Origin of the sequence: Ligilactobacillus sp. LYQ60 (assembly GCF_045033015.1) — a bacterium.
Taxonomy (GTDB): Bacteria; Bacillota; Bacilli; order Lactobacillales; family Lactobacillaceae; genus Ligilactobacillus.
Genome location: NZ_JBJFZV010000002.1, coordinates 153,259 through 167,805 on the forward strand (window position 1 = coordinate 153,259; position 14,547 = coordinate 167,805).

15 protein-coding genes are annotated in these 14,547 nt (G+C 47.2%); 12 read left to right on the forward strand and 3 right to left on the reverse strand.

Translation table 11 applies throughout. The annotated features are described in order from the left end of the window. Positions 1–67: 67 nt before the first annotated feature. The 11 genes from yaaA (at position 68) to ACI3EZ_RS03635 (ending at position 10,300) form a co-directional block, all read left to right on the forward strand. Complete coding sequence (gene yaaA, locus ACI3EZ_RS03585) at positions 68–304, forward strand: S4 domain-containing protein YaaA (RefSeq protein WP_405025544.1); 237 nt, start codon at positions 68–70, stop codon at positions 302–304. After that, entirely contained in the window at positions 291–1,451 is a 1,161-nt protein-coding gene (recF, locus tag ACI3EZ_RS03590; RefSeq protein ID WP_405025545.1) for a DNA replication/repair protein RecF, read from the forward strand. Before yaaA ends, recF begins: the two co-directional genes overlap by 14 nt. Before the next feature lie 30 nt (positions 1,452–1,481). After that, entirely contained in the window at positions 1,482–3,440 is a 1,959-nt protein-coding gene (gene gyrB, locus ACI3EZ_RS03595; RefSeq protein ID WP_405025546.1) for a DNA topoisomerase (ATP-hydrolyzing) subunit B, read from the forward strand. A gap of 73 nt (positions 3,441–3,513) precedes the next feature. Continuing rightward, positions 3,514–5,994, forward strand: a complete 2,481-nt coding sequence (gyrA, locus tag ACI3EZ_RS03600; RefSeq protein WP_405025547.1) for a DNA gyrase subunit A — start codon at positions 3,514–3,516, stop codon at positions 5,992–5,994. A gap of 180 nt (positions 5,995–6,174) precedes the next feature. Further along, a complete protein-coding gene (rpsF, locus tag ACI3EZ_RS03605) occupies positions 6,175–6,465 on the forward strand; it encodes a 30S ribosomal protein S6 (RefSeq protein ID WP_405024577.1) in 291 nt (96 codons plus the stop codon). Positions 6,466–6,499: 34 nt separating this feature from the next. Beyond that, positions 6,500–7,060: a single-stranded DNA-binding protein gene (ssb, locus tag ACI3EZ_RS03610; protein WP_405025548.1), complete on the forward strand. Its 561-nt coding sequence runs from the start codon at positions 6,500–6,502 to the stop codon at positions 7,058–7,060. Between the two features lie 20 nt (positions 7,061–7,080). Continuing rightward, complete coding sequence (gene rpsR, locus ACI3EZ_RS03615; RefSeq protein ID WP_405024579.1) at positions 7,081–7,317, forward strand: 30S ribosomal protein S18; 237 nt, start codon at positions 7,081–7,083, stop codon at positions 7,315–7,317. A gap of 79 nt (positions 7,318–7,396) precedes the next feature. Beyond that, positions 7,397–7,627: a hypothetical protein gene (locus ACI3EZ_RS03620; protein WP_405024580.1), complete on the forward strand. Its 231-nt coding sequence runs from the start codon at positions 7,397–7,399 to the stop codon at positions 7,625–7,627. Beyond that, positions 7,627–8,547 (forward strand): RluA family pseudouridine synthase, encoded by a 921-nt coding sequence (locus ACI3EZ_RS03625; RefSeq protein ID WP_405025549.1) that lies wholly within the window; start codon positions 7,627–7,629, stop codon positions 8,545–8,547. The genes ACI3EZ_RS03620 and ACI3EZ_RS03625 overlap by 1 nt, the downstream gene beginning before the upstream one ends. Beyond that, positions 8,544–9,662: a glycosyltransferase gene (locus ACI3EZ_RS03630; RefSeq protein ID WP_405025550.1), complete on the forward strand. Its 1,119-nt coding sequence runs from the start codon at positions 8,544–8,546 to the stop codon at positions 9,660–9,662. The genes ACI3EZ_RS03625 and ACI3EZ_RS03630 overlap by 4 nt, the downstream gene beginning before the upstream one ends. A gap of 92 nt (positions 9,663–9,754) precedes the next feature. Next, a complete protein-coding gene (locus tag ACI3EZ_RS03635) occupies positions 9,755–10,300 on the forward strand; it encodes a biotin transporter BioY (protein ID WP_405024583.1) in 546 nt (181 codons plus the stop codon). 53 nt (positions 10,301–10,353) lie between these two features. Here the strand turns inward: ACI3EZ_RS03635 and ACI3EZ_RS03640 are convergent, their stop codons facing one another. The 3 genes from ACI3EZ_RS03640 to ACI3EZ_RS03650 form a co-directional block, all read right to left on the reverse strand. Further along, positions 10,354–11,046 (reverse strand): VIT family protein, encoded by a 693-nt coding sequence (locus tag ACI3EZ_RS03640; RefSeq protein WP_405024584.1) that lies wholly within the window; start codon positions 11,044–11,046, stop codon positions 10,354–10,356. 12 nt (positions 11,047–11,058) lie between these two features. After that, the gene (locus ACI3EZ_RS03645) at positions 11,059–11,751 is read right to left on the reverse strand and encodes a VIT family protein (RefSeq protein WP_405024585.1); all 693 of its coding nucleotides are present in this window, start codon (positions 11,749–11,751) and stop codon (positions 11,059–11,061) included. 301 nt (positions 11,752–12,052) lie between these two features. Beyond that, positions 12,053–12,496: a universal stress protein gene (locus ACI3EZ_RS03650; RefSeq protein ID WP_405025551.1), complete on the reverse strand. Its 444-nt coding sequence runs from the start codon at positions 12,494–12,496 to the stop codon at positions 12,053–12,055. A 161-nt stretch (positions 12,497–12,657) separates the two neighbouring features. Between ACI3EZ_RS03650 and ACI3EZ_RS03655 the strand changes: the two genes are divergently transcribed. Then, positions 12,658–14,241, forward strand: coding sequence for an Nramp family divalent metal transporter (locus ACI3EZ_RS03655; RefSeq protein ID WP_405025552.1), 1,584 nt, complete (start codon positions 12,658–12,660; stop codon positions 14,239–14,241). Positions 14,242–14,547 lie beyond the last annotated feature (306 nt).

The following is a 14,547-nucleotide window of genomic DNA, read 5'->3' on the forward strand; positions in this document are numbered from 1 at the left end:
CTTCTGATTGTTTTTAGGGGGCAAAAAAGCTATAATTAGAGACGGACACGAAAGTGAGGGATGCTGTGTGAGAAATGAATTTCGGCTGCGAAAACCGGTAATTACCTTGGGGCAGTTACTTAAGAGTATAGATTTGATTTCTTCGGGGGGACAGGCTAAGTGGTACCTAGCAACCAACGAAATCTTGGTTAACGGTGAGCCCGAAAAGCGGCGGGGAAAGAAGCTCCGCGCTGGTGATACGGTAACGTTTCCCGACAAGCAGGTAGTTACACTGAAAGCGATGGGTCCCCGTGCACCTCGATAGTTTACACCTCAAGAATTTTCGGAATTATGCGGACCTCACAGTTGAGTTTTCACCCCAGACGAACGTGTTACTCGGACAGAATGCACAGGGGAAAACAAACCTATTAGAGGCAATTTACCTCTTAGCAATGACGCGAAGTCATCGAACGGCGAATGACCGGCAACTTATCCGGTTTGGTCAGAAAACCGCTCACGTTGACGGAGTGGTAGTCCGGGAACTGGGACCATTGCGGTTGAGTGTTTCCCTTGGTGTGAACGGAAAACGAGTTCGGGTTAATCAGTTAGAACAGGCTAAGTTGTCTCAATATATTGGGCAGATGAACGTCATTTTATTTGCGCCCGAGGATCTTGCTTTAGTAAAGGGAGCTCCCGCTATTCGCCGGCGGTTTATTGACATGGAGTTTGGTCAGATTGATGCGCGGTATCTGGCCGCTCTTAGTCAGTACCGGACAGTTCTTCGCCAGCGGAACCAATATCTTAAGCAGCTCCAACTTAACCAAACGCATGATGAGGTGTATCTTGATGTGTTATCTGCTCAGTTAGCTGAATTAGGTGGAACGATTATTGCCAAGCGGGTTGGGTACCTTGCACAGTTAGAAGAGTACGCCCAGGAGTTTCAACGTGGGATTACTCAGGGAGATGAAAGGCTAACAATTCGTTACCACGCTCGCCTTTTGAAGGAGATTGGGACAACCGCTGAAGAAGTTGGGGAGCAGTTAACTGCAAAGTATCAGGAAATTCGGGTAACCGAGGTAGAAAAAGGAACGACGTTAGCGGGACCGCACCGGGACGATGTTTACTTCTACCTTAACGGGAAGAATGTTCAGTCGTATGGCTCGCAAGGACAGCAGCGGACCACAGCGTTAGCGGTTAAACTGGCCGAGATTGGCTTGATGCAGGGGGCAACGGGAGAAGCGCCGATTCTTTTACTTGACGATGTCTTGTCTGAGTTGGACGGAATGCGGCAGACGCACCTTCTTCGGGCAATCCAGAATCGGGTGCAAACGTTTTTAACATCTCCGGCGTTAAGTGATGTTGCCCGCCAATTAATAAACGCTCCCCGAATTTTTACGGTTAGTGCGGGAACGGTAATGCCAACTAAGGATATTTCCCCGGAAATAACAGATAGTAAATCTACCACCGATTGATGTTAATTAGGAAGGAAGGAAGGAATCACCTTGACTGAAGAAGAAAAAACAACGGCGGCTAAACAGGCTGCGGCGAAGGAATATGACGCCAGTCAAATCCAGGTGTTGGAAGGACTAGAAGCTGTCCGTAAACGCCCAGGAATGTACATTGGTTCGACTAGTTCTCAGGGGCTGCACCACCTTGTGTGGGAAATTATTGATAATGGGATTGATGAGGCCCTTGCAGGCTTTGCAACGGAGATTAACGTAACCGTTGAGGAGGATAATAGCATTACCGTTCGGGATAACGGGCGGGGAATTCCGGTTGATATTCAACCCAAGACTGGACGGCCTGCTCTTGAGACCGTCTTTACTGTTCTGCATGCCGGTGGAAAATTTGGCGGTGGCGGATACAAGGTGTCTGGTGGTCTTCACGGGGTGGGAGCTTCCGTCGTAAATGCTTTGGCAACTGAATTGGATGTTCAGGTAATGCGGGCTGGTGATACAAACATCTACGGGATGGATTTTAAGCGCGGGAAAGTTGTTCACGCGATGGAAGTAATCGGTCATTGTGATACTGCCACGCACGGAACGATGGTGCACTTTAAACCTGACGCTGATATTTTCCGGGAAACAACGGTGTATGATATTAACGTATTGACGACCCGGATTCGCGAACTTGCTTTTCTAAACAAGGGACTGCGGATCACGATTGATGATAAGCGGTCGGAAGAACCGATCCACGCGGATTTCCATTATGCGGGAGGAATTAAACACTACGTTGATTACCTAAATGAAGGGAAGGAGAAGCTTTTTCCGGAACCGATTTACGTTGAAGGTGAGGAAAATGGGATTACCGTTGAAGTTGCGTTGCAATACACGGATGACTTCCATTCAAATCTACTAACGTTTACGAATAACATTCATACGTATGAAGGGGGGACGCACGAAGCCGGATTTAAGACTGCATTAACGCGGGTAATCAACGACTACGCGCGGAAGAATGGAATCTTAAAGGATAACGATCCCAACCTTTCTGGGGAGGATGTTCGGGAAGGATTAACAGCCGTGGTGTCGGTTAAGCATCCGGACCCGCAGTTTGAGGGACAGACGAAAACGAAGCTGGGAAATTCTGATGCTCGGCACGCCACGGATAAACTTTTTACCGCCACCTTCTCAAAGTTTATGCTGGAAAATCCAACGGTTGCAAAGCAGATTGTTGAAAAGGGAATGTTAGCCGCTAAGGCGCGGGTTGCCGCTAAGCGTGCGCGCGAGGTAACGCGGAAGAAGAACGGATTAGAAATTAGTAATCTCCCTGGGAAATTGGCAGATAATACCAGCAAAGATCCTGAGATTTCAGAGTTATTCATCGTTGAGGGGGACTCTGCTGGCGGCTCCGCTAAACAGGGGCGGTCGCGGTTAACACAGGCAATTCTTCCAATTCGGGGAAAGATTTTAAACGTTGAAAAAGCAAGCTTAGACCGGATTTTAGCAAACGATGAAATTCGTTCCTTATTTACTGCCTTAGGAACGGGTTTTGGGGATGACTTTGATGTTGATAAAGCGAACTACCATAAACTGATTATTATGACGGATGCTGATGTTGATGGGGCGCATATTCGGACGTTGCTCTTAACGTTATTTTACCGGTTTATGCGGCCAATGGTTGAAAAGGGTTACGTTTACATTGCTCAGCCACCACTATATCAGGTTCGGCAGGGAAAGATGATTAAGTACATTGATTCGGATGAAGAACTTGAGGAAGTACTTGGGCAACTTCCGCCAAGTCCGAAACCGGTTATCCAACGGTATAAGGGGCTTGGTGAAATGGACGCCGAGCAATTGTGGGAAACTACAATGGATCCGGCAAACCGACGGCTTCTACGAGTAGATTTATCTGATGCAGAGGAAGCAAACGGGATCTTCGAAATGTTGATGGGGGATCATGTTGGTCCGCGCCGGCAATTTATTGAAGACAACGCAACATTTGTTGAAAACCTGGATATTTAAAGAATTTTGCTGTTGCTCAAATGGTGGAACAGAATGTTTCATGTGAAACAATAACGTAAGGAGGATGTGACAAGTGGTTGAATTACCAGACCGCATAAAGGATGTTGACCTATCAAAGGTCATGCGGGAATCGTTCCTGGACTACGCAATGAGTGTAATCGTTGCCCGGGCGTTACCAGATGTGCGGGATGGCCTTAAACCCGTTCACCGGCGGATTTTATACGGGATGAACGAGCTTGGGGTTACTCCTGATAAGCCGTATAAGAAGTCGGCCAGAATTGTTGGGGACGTAATGGGGAAGTTCCATCCACACGGGGATGCGGCAATTTACGAGTCAATGGTTCGGATGGCGCAGGACTTTAGTTACCGGTACCTGTTAGTTGACGGGCACGGAAACTTTGGTTCGGTTGATGGTGATGGTGCGGCCGCAATGCGGTACACCGAAGCCCGGATGAGTAAGATTACGCTGGAAATGCTCCGGGATATTAACAAGGACACAATTGATTTTCAGGACAACTACGATGGAACAGAACGGGAACCAGAAGTGCTTCCGGCTCGGTTCCCCAACCTCCTGGTTAATGGGGCAACTGGAATCGCGGTTGGGATGACAACCAATATTCCGCCGCACAACATGGCGGAAGTAATTTCGGGGCTGCATGTTCTGATGGAAAATCCAGATGCGACAACGACAGACTTAATGGAGGCAATCCCAGGACCTGATTTCCCAACTGGTGGGGTTGTTATTGGTAAATCCGGAATCCGGAAGGCATACGAAACGGGACACGGAACGGTAACCTTGCGGGCAAAGGTTGATATTGAGGAGCAACCGAACGGCAAGGAACAAATTATTGTCCATGAGATTCCATACATGGTTAATAAAGCCAAGTTAATTGAGCGGATTGCTGAGTTAACACGGGAAAAGAAGATTGACGGGATTACTAATATCCAGGACGAATCTGACCGGGATGGGCTTCGGATAACGATTGATGTCCGGCGTGATGCGAGCGCATCGGTAGTGCTTAATAACCTTTACAAGCTAACGTTGATGCAGACGTCGTACACGTTTAACATGCTTGCAATTGTGAACGGCACGCCGAAGCTGCTTAGCCTAAAAGAAATTTTACAGTACTACCTGGATCACCAAGAAAGTGTTATTCGGCGGCGGACGCAGTTTGACCTGAAGAAGGCGAAGGCGCGGGCCCATATTCTTGAGGGATTACGAATTGCGCTGGATCACATTGATGAAATTATTAGTATTATCCGAAATTCGCAGACAGCTGAGATTGCGAAGAACCAGTTGATGGATAACTACCAGCTGAGTGATAAGCAGGCGCAAGCTATCCTGGATATGCGCCTTGTTCGATTAACCGGATTGGAACGCGAAAAGGTCGATAACGAGTACAAGAAGACGATGGCGGCCATCGCTGACTACGAGGACATCCTGGCTCACGAAGAACGAATTAAGGAGATTATTTATAACGAACTTCTTGCCATTCAGGAGAAGTTTGGTGACAAACGGCGGACAGAACTCATGGTTGGTGAAGTTCTGAGTATTGAAGATGAAGACCTAATCGAAGAAGAAAACGTCGTGGTAACCCTCACGCATAACGGTTACATTAAGCGCCTTCCAACGAAGGACTTTAAGTCCCAAAATCGGGGCGGCCGGGGTGTTCAAGGAATGGGCGTTCATGATGATGATTTCATCGAACACCTCTTAACAACGTCAACCCATGAAGAACTTCTCTTCTTTACGAATAAGGGAAAGGTTTACCGGATGAAGGGGTACGAAATCCCAGAATACGGCCGGGCTGCAAAGGGGATTCCAATAATTAATCTCCTTAATATCGCAGGGGATGAGCGGATTCAAACCGTGATTAACCTGTCTAAGGATGCCCGCGATGGAAACCACTATTTCTTCTTTACTACCGTTAAGGGCGTTGTTAAGCGTACGGCGGTAGCTGAATTTGAGAATATTCGGAGTAACGGGTTAAAAGCGATTAACCTGAAAGACGATGATGAACTGATTAACGTTGCCGTAACGGATGGTAATCAAAATATTATTATTGGAACTCATAGCGGCTATGCGGCAAGTTTCCGGGAGGACCAGGTTCGATCAATGGGGCGGTCAGCCACGGGAGTTCGGGGAATTCGGCTGCGGGATGATGACTATGTGATTGGTTCTGATTTGTTAATTCCAAGAGCACAGGTGCTAGTTATTTCTGCTAATGGTTACGGAAAACAAACACCAGTGAGCGAGTATCCCGTTAAAGGCCGAGGCGGCAAGGGAATTAAAACGGCTAACATTACCGCTAAGAATGGCCCACTAGTTGGGTTAACTACCGTTACGGGTGACGAGGATATCATGGTGATTACCGATAAGGGGGTTATTATCCGCTTCGCTGCGGCGAGTGTCTCATCGACTGGTCGGGCAACGATGGGGGTTCATTTAATTAACTTAACGGATGATTCTCATGTTTCTACGATGGCAAAAGTAGTGCCAGAAGAAACCGTTTCGCCAGATGAAGGTGTTTCGGGAAAGCAAGACGAAAAATAGTACAAAAAAAACGACGAAGGGGGCCCTTTTTGACGTAGTTATAAATAGCTACGGGTTGTAACTCTTCGTTGTTTTTAGTTTGGAGGAATGATACAATAATTAACCGTGAGTACCTTACGATAGGTTACTCCTTGTTCTTATCATTTAAGAACCAATAGTCCATAAGGAGGTGACACAGTCATGACAAAGTACGAAATTACGTACATCATTAACCCATCACTGGATGAGGCAGCTAAGAACGAACTGGTTAGCCGGTTTGATAAAGTATTAGCTGATAACGGTGCTGAGGTGATTGATTCAAAGGACTGGTCAAAGCGGCGTTTCGCATACGAAATTAACGGCTACAGTGAGGGAATGTACCACATTGTAAACGTTAAGGAAGAGAATGCAGACGCAATCAACGAATTTGACCGGCTTGCTAAGATCAACGACGGGATTCTTCGTCACATGATCGTTAAGCGGGAAGATTAGTTTTAAATAACTGACTTTAAAGGAGGAATGCACCATGATTAACCGGGCTGTTCTTGTTGGGCGGTTAACGCGTGATCCGGACTTACGGTACACACCGTCAGGGGTTGCCGTGGCGAACTTTACGTTGGCCGTTGACCGCCAGTTTAAGAACCAAAATGGCGAACGGGAAGCTGATTTCATTAACTGCGTAATTTGGCGGAAATCAGCCGAAACGTTGGCAAACTACACCCATAAAGGGGCTTTAATTGCCGTTGAGGGGCGGATTCAAACCCGGTCATATGATGATCAGAACGGGAACCGGGTTTACCGGACAGAGGTTGTTGCTGATAACTTCTCGTTCTTGGAATCAAAGGCAGATTCAGACCGGTACCGGCAGCAGAATGGTAATCAGGGTGCACCTCAAAGTAATGGTGCGGTGCAGAATACGTTTAGTGATAATCAGGACTTTGGGATGCCAGCGGGGGGCACTTCTACTCCGGCACAAGGTCCGGCGGATTCAGCACCAGCAAATGGCCAGCAGGACGGCAACGATCCGTTTGCAGATAATGGGACTGGGGATACCACAACGATTTCTGAAAACGATCTGCCGTTCTAGCGAGCGAAGGAGGGATTTTCATGGCACAACAGCGTCGTGGTGGCCGGCGGCGGCGGAAGATTGATTACATCGCCGCAAACCACATTGAATACATTGATTACAAGGATACAGATTTGCTGAAGCGGTTCGTTTCAGAGCGGGGAAAGATTTTACCACGTCGGGTAACCGGAACAAGCGCTAAGAACCAGCGGAAGTTGACGGTCGCAATTAAGCGGGCGCGGATTATGGGTCTGTTACCATTTGTGGCCGAAGATTAATCAGTAATTCAAAAAGAAGCCTGGATTTTGGAATCCGGCTTTTTTTTGCGGCAAAAAGTGGTTAACGTGATGCGGTATAATGGAAACTGAGGTGATCCAAATGGCGGAGATGCTAACTAAGACATTAGAGCTAGTTAAGATTCCGGCGATGGGCCGTAATATGCTGACGGTTGGCAATAACTATGTTGTCCGGTGTCACCGGTGTGGCCACGTAGAGGAAATTAACGCACAGTTTTGGCGGGATTTTATTCAACACCCATATTGTGAGCAGTGTCGGCTAATTGCCCAGCATCATCCCGAGGAAAACTGATGTATTGGGAAATTACACAAGAGGTTGGGTTAACCCAGGGAGAACAATCTCTTCGTGAGTTACTCCAACGAACATGGCTTCTTCCCCGCCGGATTGTTCATTATTTGCGGGTTAACCGGGCAGTTACCGTAGACGGCAAATATCAAGCAATGAATACGTGGGTTAAACGTGGTATGCAGGTGCATATGGTCTTTAACGGTGAGGAGTTTCGTACCCCAGAATCGCATTATGTTGTTAACGAGACTTTACCATGTACGGTGTTGTATGAAAATCGTGATTTAATGGTCGTTAATAAACCTCGAGGACTAAAAAGTCATCCAAACTGGCAAACAGAAAAGAAAACCATGATGAATGCGGCTGCTGGGTACCTTGCAGGTCATTCCCAGGAAGCTCCGTATATGGTTCACCGGCTTGATCAACAAACAAGCGGGGCGATGATTATTGCTAAAAATCCGGTCGTCGTTCCGATTCTTGACCGGAATATTAGTTTAGGAAGAATAAAGCGGCGGTATGTGGCGGTTGTCCAGGGTCAGTTTTCACAGTTATCCGGAACGTGGACCCAGCCAATTGGGCGGGATCCGCAGGACCGGCGGAAACGGAAGGTTGAGGGAATGGCAGCCAAGCCAGCGGTTACCCATTACCAGGTACTCCGCCGAACATATACCGCAACGCTACTGGCATTGACGCTTGAAACGGGGCGGACCCACCAGTTACGGGTACATTGTGCGGCTAATGGCCATCCAATTATTGGTGATCCTTTATATTTCCCAGGAAATACTTCCCAGCAGGGATTGATGCTTCATGGAATTCAGCAGCGGATTGTGGTTCCATTTACTAACGAGCACCGGGTAATTACGGCGCCGTATCCGTCAGAGTGGCCTCATGCACTCCGGGAAATGATAACGGAGGAAGATGAATGAAGACAATTACACTTTTAGGACCTTTTAATCAAGATAACGGAATAACCGCTTTTGTCCGGAATAATTATACGCAACTTTGTTCGCAGGGATTTCGTTTTCGGGTAATTAACATTGCGCGGGAACATCCGGATGAAGGGTTACGTCAGTTAGGAAAATACCGGACGGCAGCTCCCTTTGGGAAGCGTCCGGATCAACTAATGAAGCATTTACGAACAGTACGCCGGGAATTACAGGTCGCGCGGCAAACAAGTTCAATAATTCATCTGCATCTGGATACACTTGTGAACTTTGCCCCTATTTTATTAGCACGAGAAGAAGGGTTTCAACGGATTATTATCCACGCTCATGCTGACCGGCGGGGACAAGATCGGTGGGAACGGGATCGGCTTCACCGACTTGGAATGATTGTGGCGGCACATAAGGCAACGGATTTCATTGCGTGTTCCCAGTTTGCGGCTGATTATTTTTATCCACCGGCAGTGCAACAGCGAGCCACCTTTAAGGTGATTGTAAACGGTGTGGCTCCTGAAAAGTATCGGTTTGATGCCCACCAGGCACGAATAACACGGCAACGTTTAGGGATTGCTCCGGATAAGTTTGTAATTGGCCACTTGGGCCGGTTTCTTCCCCAGAAAAATCAACAATTTTTATTACGGACTTTTGCGCGGGTTCACCAGCAAAATCAGGCAACCCACCTTGTTTTAGTGGGCGACGGGAAACAACTGGCAGCTACCCGGGAGTTAGCTGCTCAACTTGGAATTACGGCAAACGTTACGTTTACTGGTTTTTTGCGTAACCCACGTTTGGTGATGAACACCTTTGATTTATTTGCCCTGCCATCACTTTATGAGGGGCTTTCTCTTTCCTTGCAGGAAAATATCGCAAATGGTACCCCCGCACTCATTTCACCTAACCAATCACCAGAGGCCCATCAGGTGGGGCAGGTACGGGTTTGTCCCCTTGATGAGCAACAGTGGGTGGATGAACTGGTAGCGGCTGCGGCGCATGGCCATCCTGATAAGTTGACTTATAGTGTTGCTAATGCAGTGGCCTTTGTAAATGCGGGCTATACGTTGACGACGACGGTGCAACAACTCGCAGCCCTGTATGAATAAAAAAGCTTGCGTTTTGAAACCTTTCTAGTATAATCATTTGTGTTAACTAATATCAAATTTAAGTTAACGTAAATAAAGAGGGAGGTTTTTTTGTGCAACTTAGACTACGGCACCTGCTTCAAATTGCAATGATGGCGGTAATTATTTGTGTAATGGGACTATTACCTCCGATTCCGGTTGGGTTTATTCCGGTCCCAATTATTTTGCAAAACATGGGAATTATGCTGGCAGGGACCCTGTTGGGCGGTCGGCGCGGGTTACTGGCCGTTTTGGTTGTGATGCTTCTGGGAATTTGCGGGATTCCTGGTGGTGTTTCACCGTTGACGGTTCTTGTTAGTCCAACGGGCGGATACGTAATGGCGTATCCCCTAGCAGCGTTGCTGATTGGGGCAACCGTGCACCATTTTGGGGTAATGACGACTTTTTGGCGGCAGTGGCTTCTCGTAATGCTTTGTGGGGTTCTTCTAATTGATGGATTAGGGACGTTATGGTTAGCGCATATTAGCCATATGGCTCTCGGAAAGGCGGTTGTGGCGAACTTGGTGTTTTTGCCGGGTGATACACTTAAGGCCCTTGGAACGGTGGTTATTACACAAATCTGCTACCGGACACAGCACCTCCAGGAACTTTTTCGATAAGAAAACCGGGCTTCGCACGAGAAGCCCGGTTCTTTAGTAATTGAATTGAAAAATTAAAGAAGTAATCCCACGTAGTAGTGAATGAACATCGTGATAATTCCAATAATAACGTTCCGGATCATTGCCACCCGGATAGTGCCATTGCCAAGTTTAGCACTTAAAAAACCGGTAAGAGCAACCGAGAGGATTACTGCAATGATGGTTCCGGACCATTGAATTGCAGTTGGGAGAAACGTCATGGCAACGAGGGGGAAGATTCCCCCTGAGGCTGCTGATACAAGAGATGAAAAGGCAGCATGCCATGGGTTGAGGTAATGACCTAAGGTAAGGCCGTGCTTGATCCGGACAATTGTTCCAAGGGGGTCCTTATCCATGAGTTCCGCTGCAATTTCCCGAGCTGTTTGGGCAGAGACGCCCCGCTCTTGGTAATACCGGGTAACAGTTGCAAGGTTTTCTTCCCGACGTTCACCCAGATGGCGTTTTTCATCTGCGACCACGGCTTTTTCGGTATCCTTTTGGGAACTAACGGAAGTATACTCCCCTGATGCCATGGAAAACGCACATGCTAATAAGTCAGAAAGTCCGGCCATGAAGATAGCGAAGTGGTTAGTTGTCGCGACCGCCATACTAAATAGCACGCCCACAACTGTTAAAATTCCGTCGTTGGCCCCAAGGACTCCTGCGCGTAATGTATTTGCCCGTTCGGCTAGGGTCTGGTGTTCTTTTTTACTAGCTTTTGTTGTCATGAGTGCTCCTCCTTACGCGAAAAGGGTCCCGATTACATAGGTTACAATCATTGTAAGTAACCCAAAGAGAACGTTTCGCCTTAAGGCTTTTCCCCGCTGCGCGTTTCCTAAAACGGCGGCTGCATACCCCGTGATTGCAAGGGCAAGCGCAACTGCAATAATCGTTGCCCCAATCCGAATTGATGCCGGGAAAAGGGTGATTGCAAGAAGCGGAAGAAGTGAGCCAGTTGGAAATGAAATCATTGAAGCAATTGCCGCCCCAACCGCACTTGTCTTATCAGCTGGGTCAAACCCGTAACGTTCCCGCACTGCCACGGTCAGCCTATCACCAGCGAGCATTTCCTTCGTTGCTTGGGCTGCCAGAGCAGGCGAAATGCCCGTTCGTACGTACTTATTCTTAATGAAGTTGAATTCTTCATCATAATGTTCATCAAGAGCCATTGTTTCGTCCGTAATGGCTTGTTTTTCGGTATCCCGTTGGGAGCTGACAGATACAAATTCACCCATCGCCATGGAGACGGTTCCGGCCAGCATTCCCGAAAGACCAGATAATAGAATGTTATGGGGGCTAACCGCCGCCCCCGCGACACCCAGAACAATTCCGGCAATCGAAAGAATGCCATCGTTTGCGCCCATAACTGCTGCCCGAATAAGGTTAATCCGGTTAGCAAGGGAAGGCGTACGGCGTTTTTTTGGTTTATGCATACCGTTCACTTCCTAATTTAGAAATTTTAAAATCATCGGTTACATTTTACCATTCCTTCAGGGAAACACAATATTAAATTTGTTTGTGTTAATTTCCCGGGAAATAAAAGAAAAATGTGACAGAACGAAGAAAATAATCATGGTGGGATAATAGCAAACTGACCGAACTATGTAGTAAGGATGATGGTTTGTAAAACTGTACCATGGTTGCTCACTTCAGCATTGAATCAGTTGAAAATAACAAGAAGGTTGAGACTGCTTGTCCCAACCTTCTTTATCATTTCATGATAAAGGATGGATTTTACCGAACAACGAAGACGGAGCATGGAGCATATTTTGCCATATATGCAGCTTGCGAACCAAAGTACTTGCGAATTCCCTGTTTTGAAAGGGCCCCAATAATAAGAAGGTCAGGATTAATGCTTGGGATAACTTCCTTGACAATTGTTTCGCCGGGATCTCCCTCGGCAATTACAATGCGAACGTCGATGACCCCAGCTTCCTCGGCAATTTTTTGGTAACGGAGAAGGTGTTTTTTGAGTTCTTCTCGTTCGCCATGAACGTAATCGTCATCCAGGACTTGAAAGACGTTCATTTCATCCTTTTCTAAGACTGACACGATATAAAGGGTGGCATTAAGGTCAATTGCGCGGCGCATGGCAACCCGGAATGCAAGTTGGGCATCAGCCGAATCGTCAACACCGACAAGAATCTTTTTGATGTTTTTAACATTTTCAGTATCCATCTAATCTTCCTTTCTAATGGTTACATATGTTCACCGCTATTCTAACGTAAGTTGTTTGATAACACCAGCAAAACTTTTGGCACCCCAAAAAAAATATCTATCATTTACTAAATGCGTGTGCTATATTAATAGTGGAATTTTTATTGGGGAGGAAATTTTCAATGGCTGAAAAGAAACACCGTTTGCTGGAATACGCAAACGGAAAGTCGCTTGAGGAAATTAACGGGACCGTTGAAGTCCCAAGGGGAAAGGGATTCTGGCGCACACTTCTTGCGTATTCCGGCCCAGGAGCGCTGGTTGCAGTGGGATACATGGATCCCGGAAACTGGTCAACGTCAATCACGGGGGGCCAAGACTTCGGTTACCTCTTAATGTCAGTAATCCTGATATCAAGCTTGATTGCGATGCTCTTACAGTACATGGCAGCTAAACTTGGTATTGTCACGCAAATGGACCTGGCGCAGGCAATTCGGGCGCGGACGAGTAAAGCACTTGGAATTGTTTTGTGGATTCTGACGGAACTTGCCATTATGGCAACGGATATCGCGGAGGTAATAGGAGCCGCAATTGCGTTAAATCTTCTCTTTCATATTCCTTTAATTATTGCGGTTTTCATTACGGTTGCGGACGTAATGGTGCTGCTTTTACTAACGAAGATTGGGTTCCGGAAGATTGAAGCGTTGGTCGTTTGTCTGATTCTCGTAATTCTTGGAGTGTTTATTTACCAGGTTGCGTTGTCTAATCCAAGGTGGGGCGCTGTAATTGCGGGCTTTATTCCAAGCGCAAAGGTGATGGCAAGTCATCCAGTGGTTAACGGAACCACCCCGTTAAGTGGAGCGCTTGGGATTATTGGGGCGACGGTAATGCCTCATAACCTATACCTCCACTCGGCAATTTCACAAACGCGGAAGATTAATTATGATGATGAGGAAAGCGTAAAGCAAACGGTGCGTTTTACAACGTGGGACTCAAACATCCAGTTGACGGCAGCATTCTTTGTGAACGCCTTGCTATTAATCATGGGAGTTGCTGTCTTTAAAACGGGCGCGATCAAAGATCCATCGTTTTTTGGGCTATATCAGGCACTCCACAATCCCAACACTGTAAGTAACGGGATGCTAGCGACGGTTGCCCGGTCCGGGATTCTCTCAACCCTCTTTGCGGTTGCCCTGTTGGCTTCCGGACAAAATTCAACAATTACCGGAACGTTAACCGGACAGGTCATTATGGAAGGTTTTATTCACATGAAGATGCCGCTGTGGGCCCGGCGGTTAGTTACCCGACTGCTTTCTGTTATTCCTGTACTCTTGTGTGTTCTGACAACGGCAGGTGAATCGGAAATTCGACAGCACATTGCCATCAATAACCTGATGAATAACTCGCAGGTTTTCCTGGCCCTAGCGCTTCCATTTTCGATGTTGCCGCTTTTAATGATGACGGACAGTGAACTAGAAATGGGACAGTACAAGAACACCTGGTGGGTTAAAGTTCTGGGATGGGTTTCGGTTATCGTTTTGACGTTCCTTAATATGCAGGGGCTTCCTGATCAGATGACTGCCTTCTTTAGTAGCAACCCAACGCCGGCTGAGCAGCACTTCGGCGCAATGGTTGCGTACATCCTTGACGTGTTCATTATCGCTTTATTGGTTTGGACGGTCGTTGAACTAAGGCGGGGGAATGAACGCTATAAGCAGCAGCTTGCCACTCAGCAAGGGCAAACGCCAACAGCAAAGAAAAATAAATAATTAGTTTTCCGGTCCCCCTAGTTGAGGGTGGGCCGGATTTGTTGCCCTTATAAGTAAAGCGCTTTGTAAGGGGGAATTAATGGTAAACTGGGGCATAATTGGAACGGAAGTAGACTTACAGATCCGGTCGCCCTTTGGAAAGGTGTACGTCGCGGGGGACGTTACGATGCGCAGAATTACAATGATGGAGAATTAGTGATGAGAGCTGATATCGCTTTGGACGAAATTAGGGTTGATTGGGAACGGCGGTGTCCCAATGATAAATAATTGCATGGGGAAAACCGGTGTACTAAAATGAAGGTGATT

Excerpts from the sequence above, each read along its gene's own strand:
- ACI3EZ_RS03630 (WP_405025550.1), top strand. The coding sequence starts at position 8,544 with ATGAAGACAATTACACTTTTAGGACCTTTTAATCAAGATAACGGAATA.
- ACI3EZ_RS03650 (WP_405025551.1), bottom strand. The coding sequence starts at position 12,496 with ATGGATACTGAAAATGTTAAAAACATCAAAAAGATTCTTGTCGGTGTT.
- ACI3EZ_RS03620 (WP_405024580.1), top strand. The coding sequence starts at position 7,397 with ATGGAAACTGAGGTGATCCAAATGGCGGAGATGCTAACTAAGACATTA.
- ACI3EZ_RS03645 (WP_405024585.1), bottom strand. The coding sequence starts at position 11,751 with ATGCATAAACCAAAAAAACGCCGTACGCCTTCCCTTGCTAACCGGATT.
- ACI3EZ_RS03640 (WP_405024584.1), bottom strand. The coding sequence starts at position 11,046 with ATGACAACAAAAGCTAGTAAAAAAGAACACCAGACCCTAGCCGAACGG.
- rpsR (WP_405024579.1), top strand. The coding sequence starts at position 7,081 with ATGGCACAACAGCGTCGTGGTGGCCGGCGGCGGCGGAAGATTGATTAC.
- ssb (WP_405025548.1), top strand. The coding sequence starts at position 6,500 with ATGATTAACCGGGCTGTTCTTGTTGGGCGGTTAACGCGTGATCCGGAC.
- ACI3EZ_RS03655 (WP_405025552.1), top strand. The coding sequence starts at position 12,658 with ATGGCTGAAAAGAAACACCGTTTGCTGGAATACGCAAACGGAAAGTCG.
- ACI3EZ_RS03625 (WP_405025549.1), top strand. The coding sequence starts at position 7,627 with ATGTATTGGGAAATTACACAAGAGGTTGGGTTAACCCAGGGAGAACAA.
- rpsF (WP_405024577.1), top strand. The coding sequence starts at position 6,175 with ATGACAAAGTACGAAATTACGTACATCATTAACCCATCACTGGATGAG.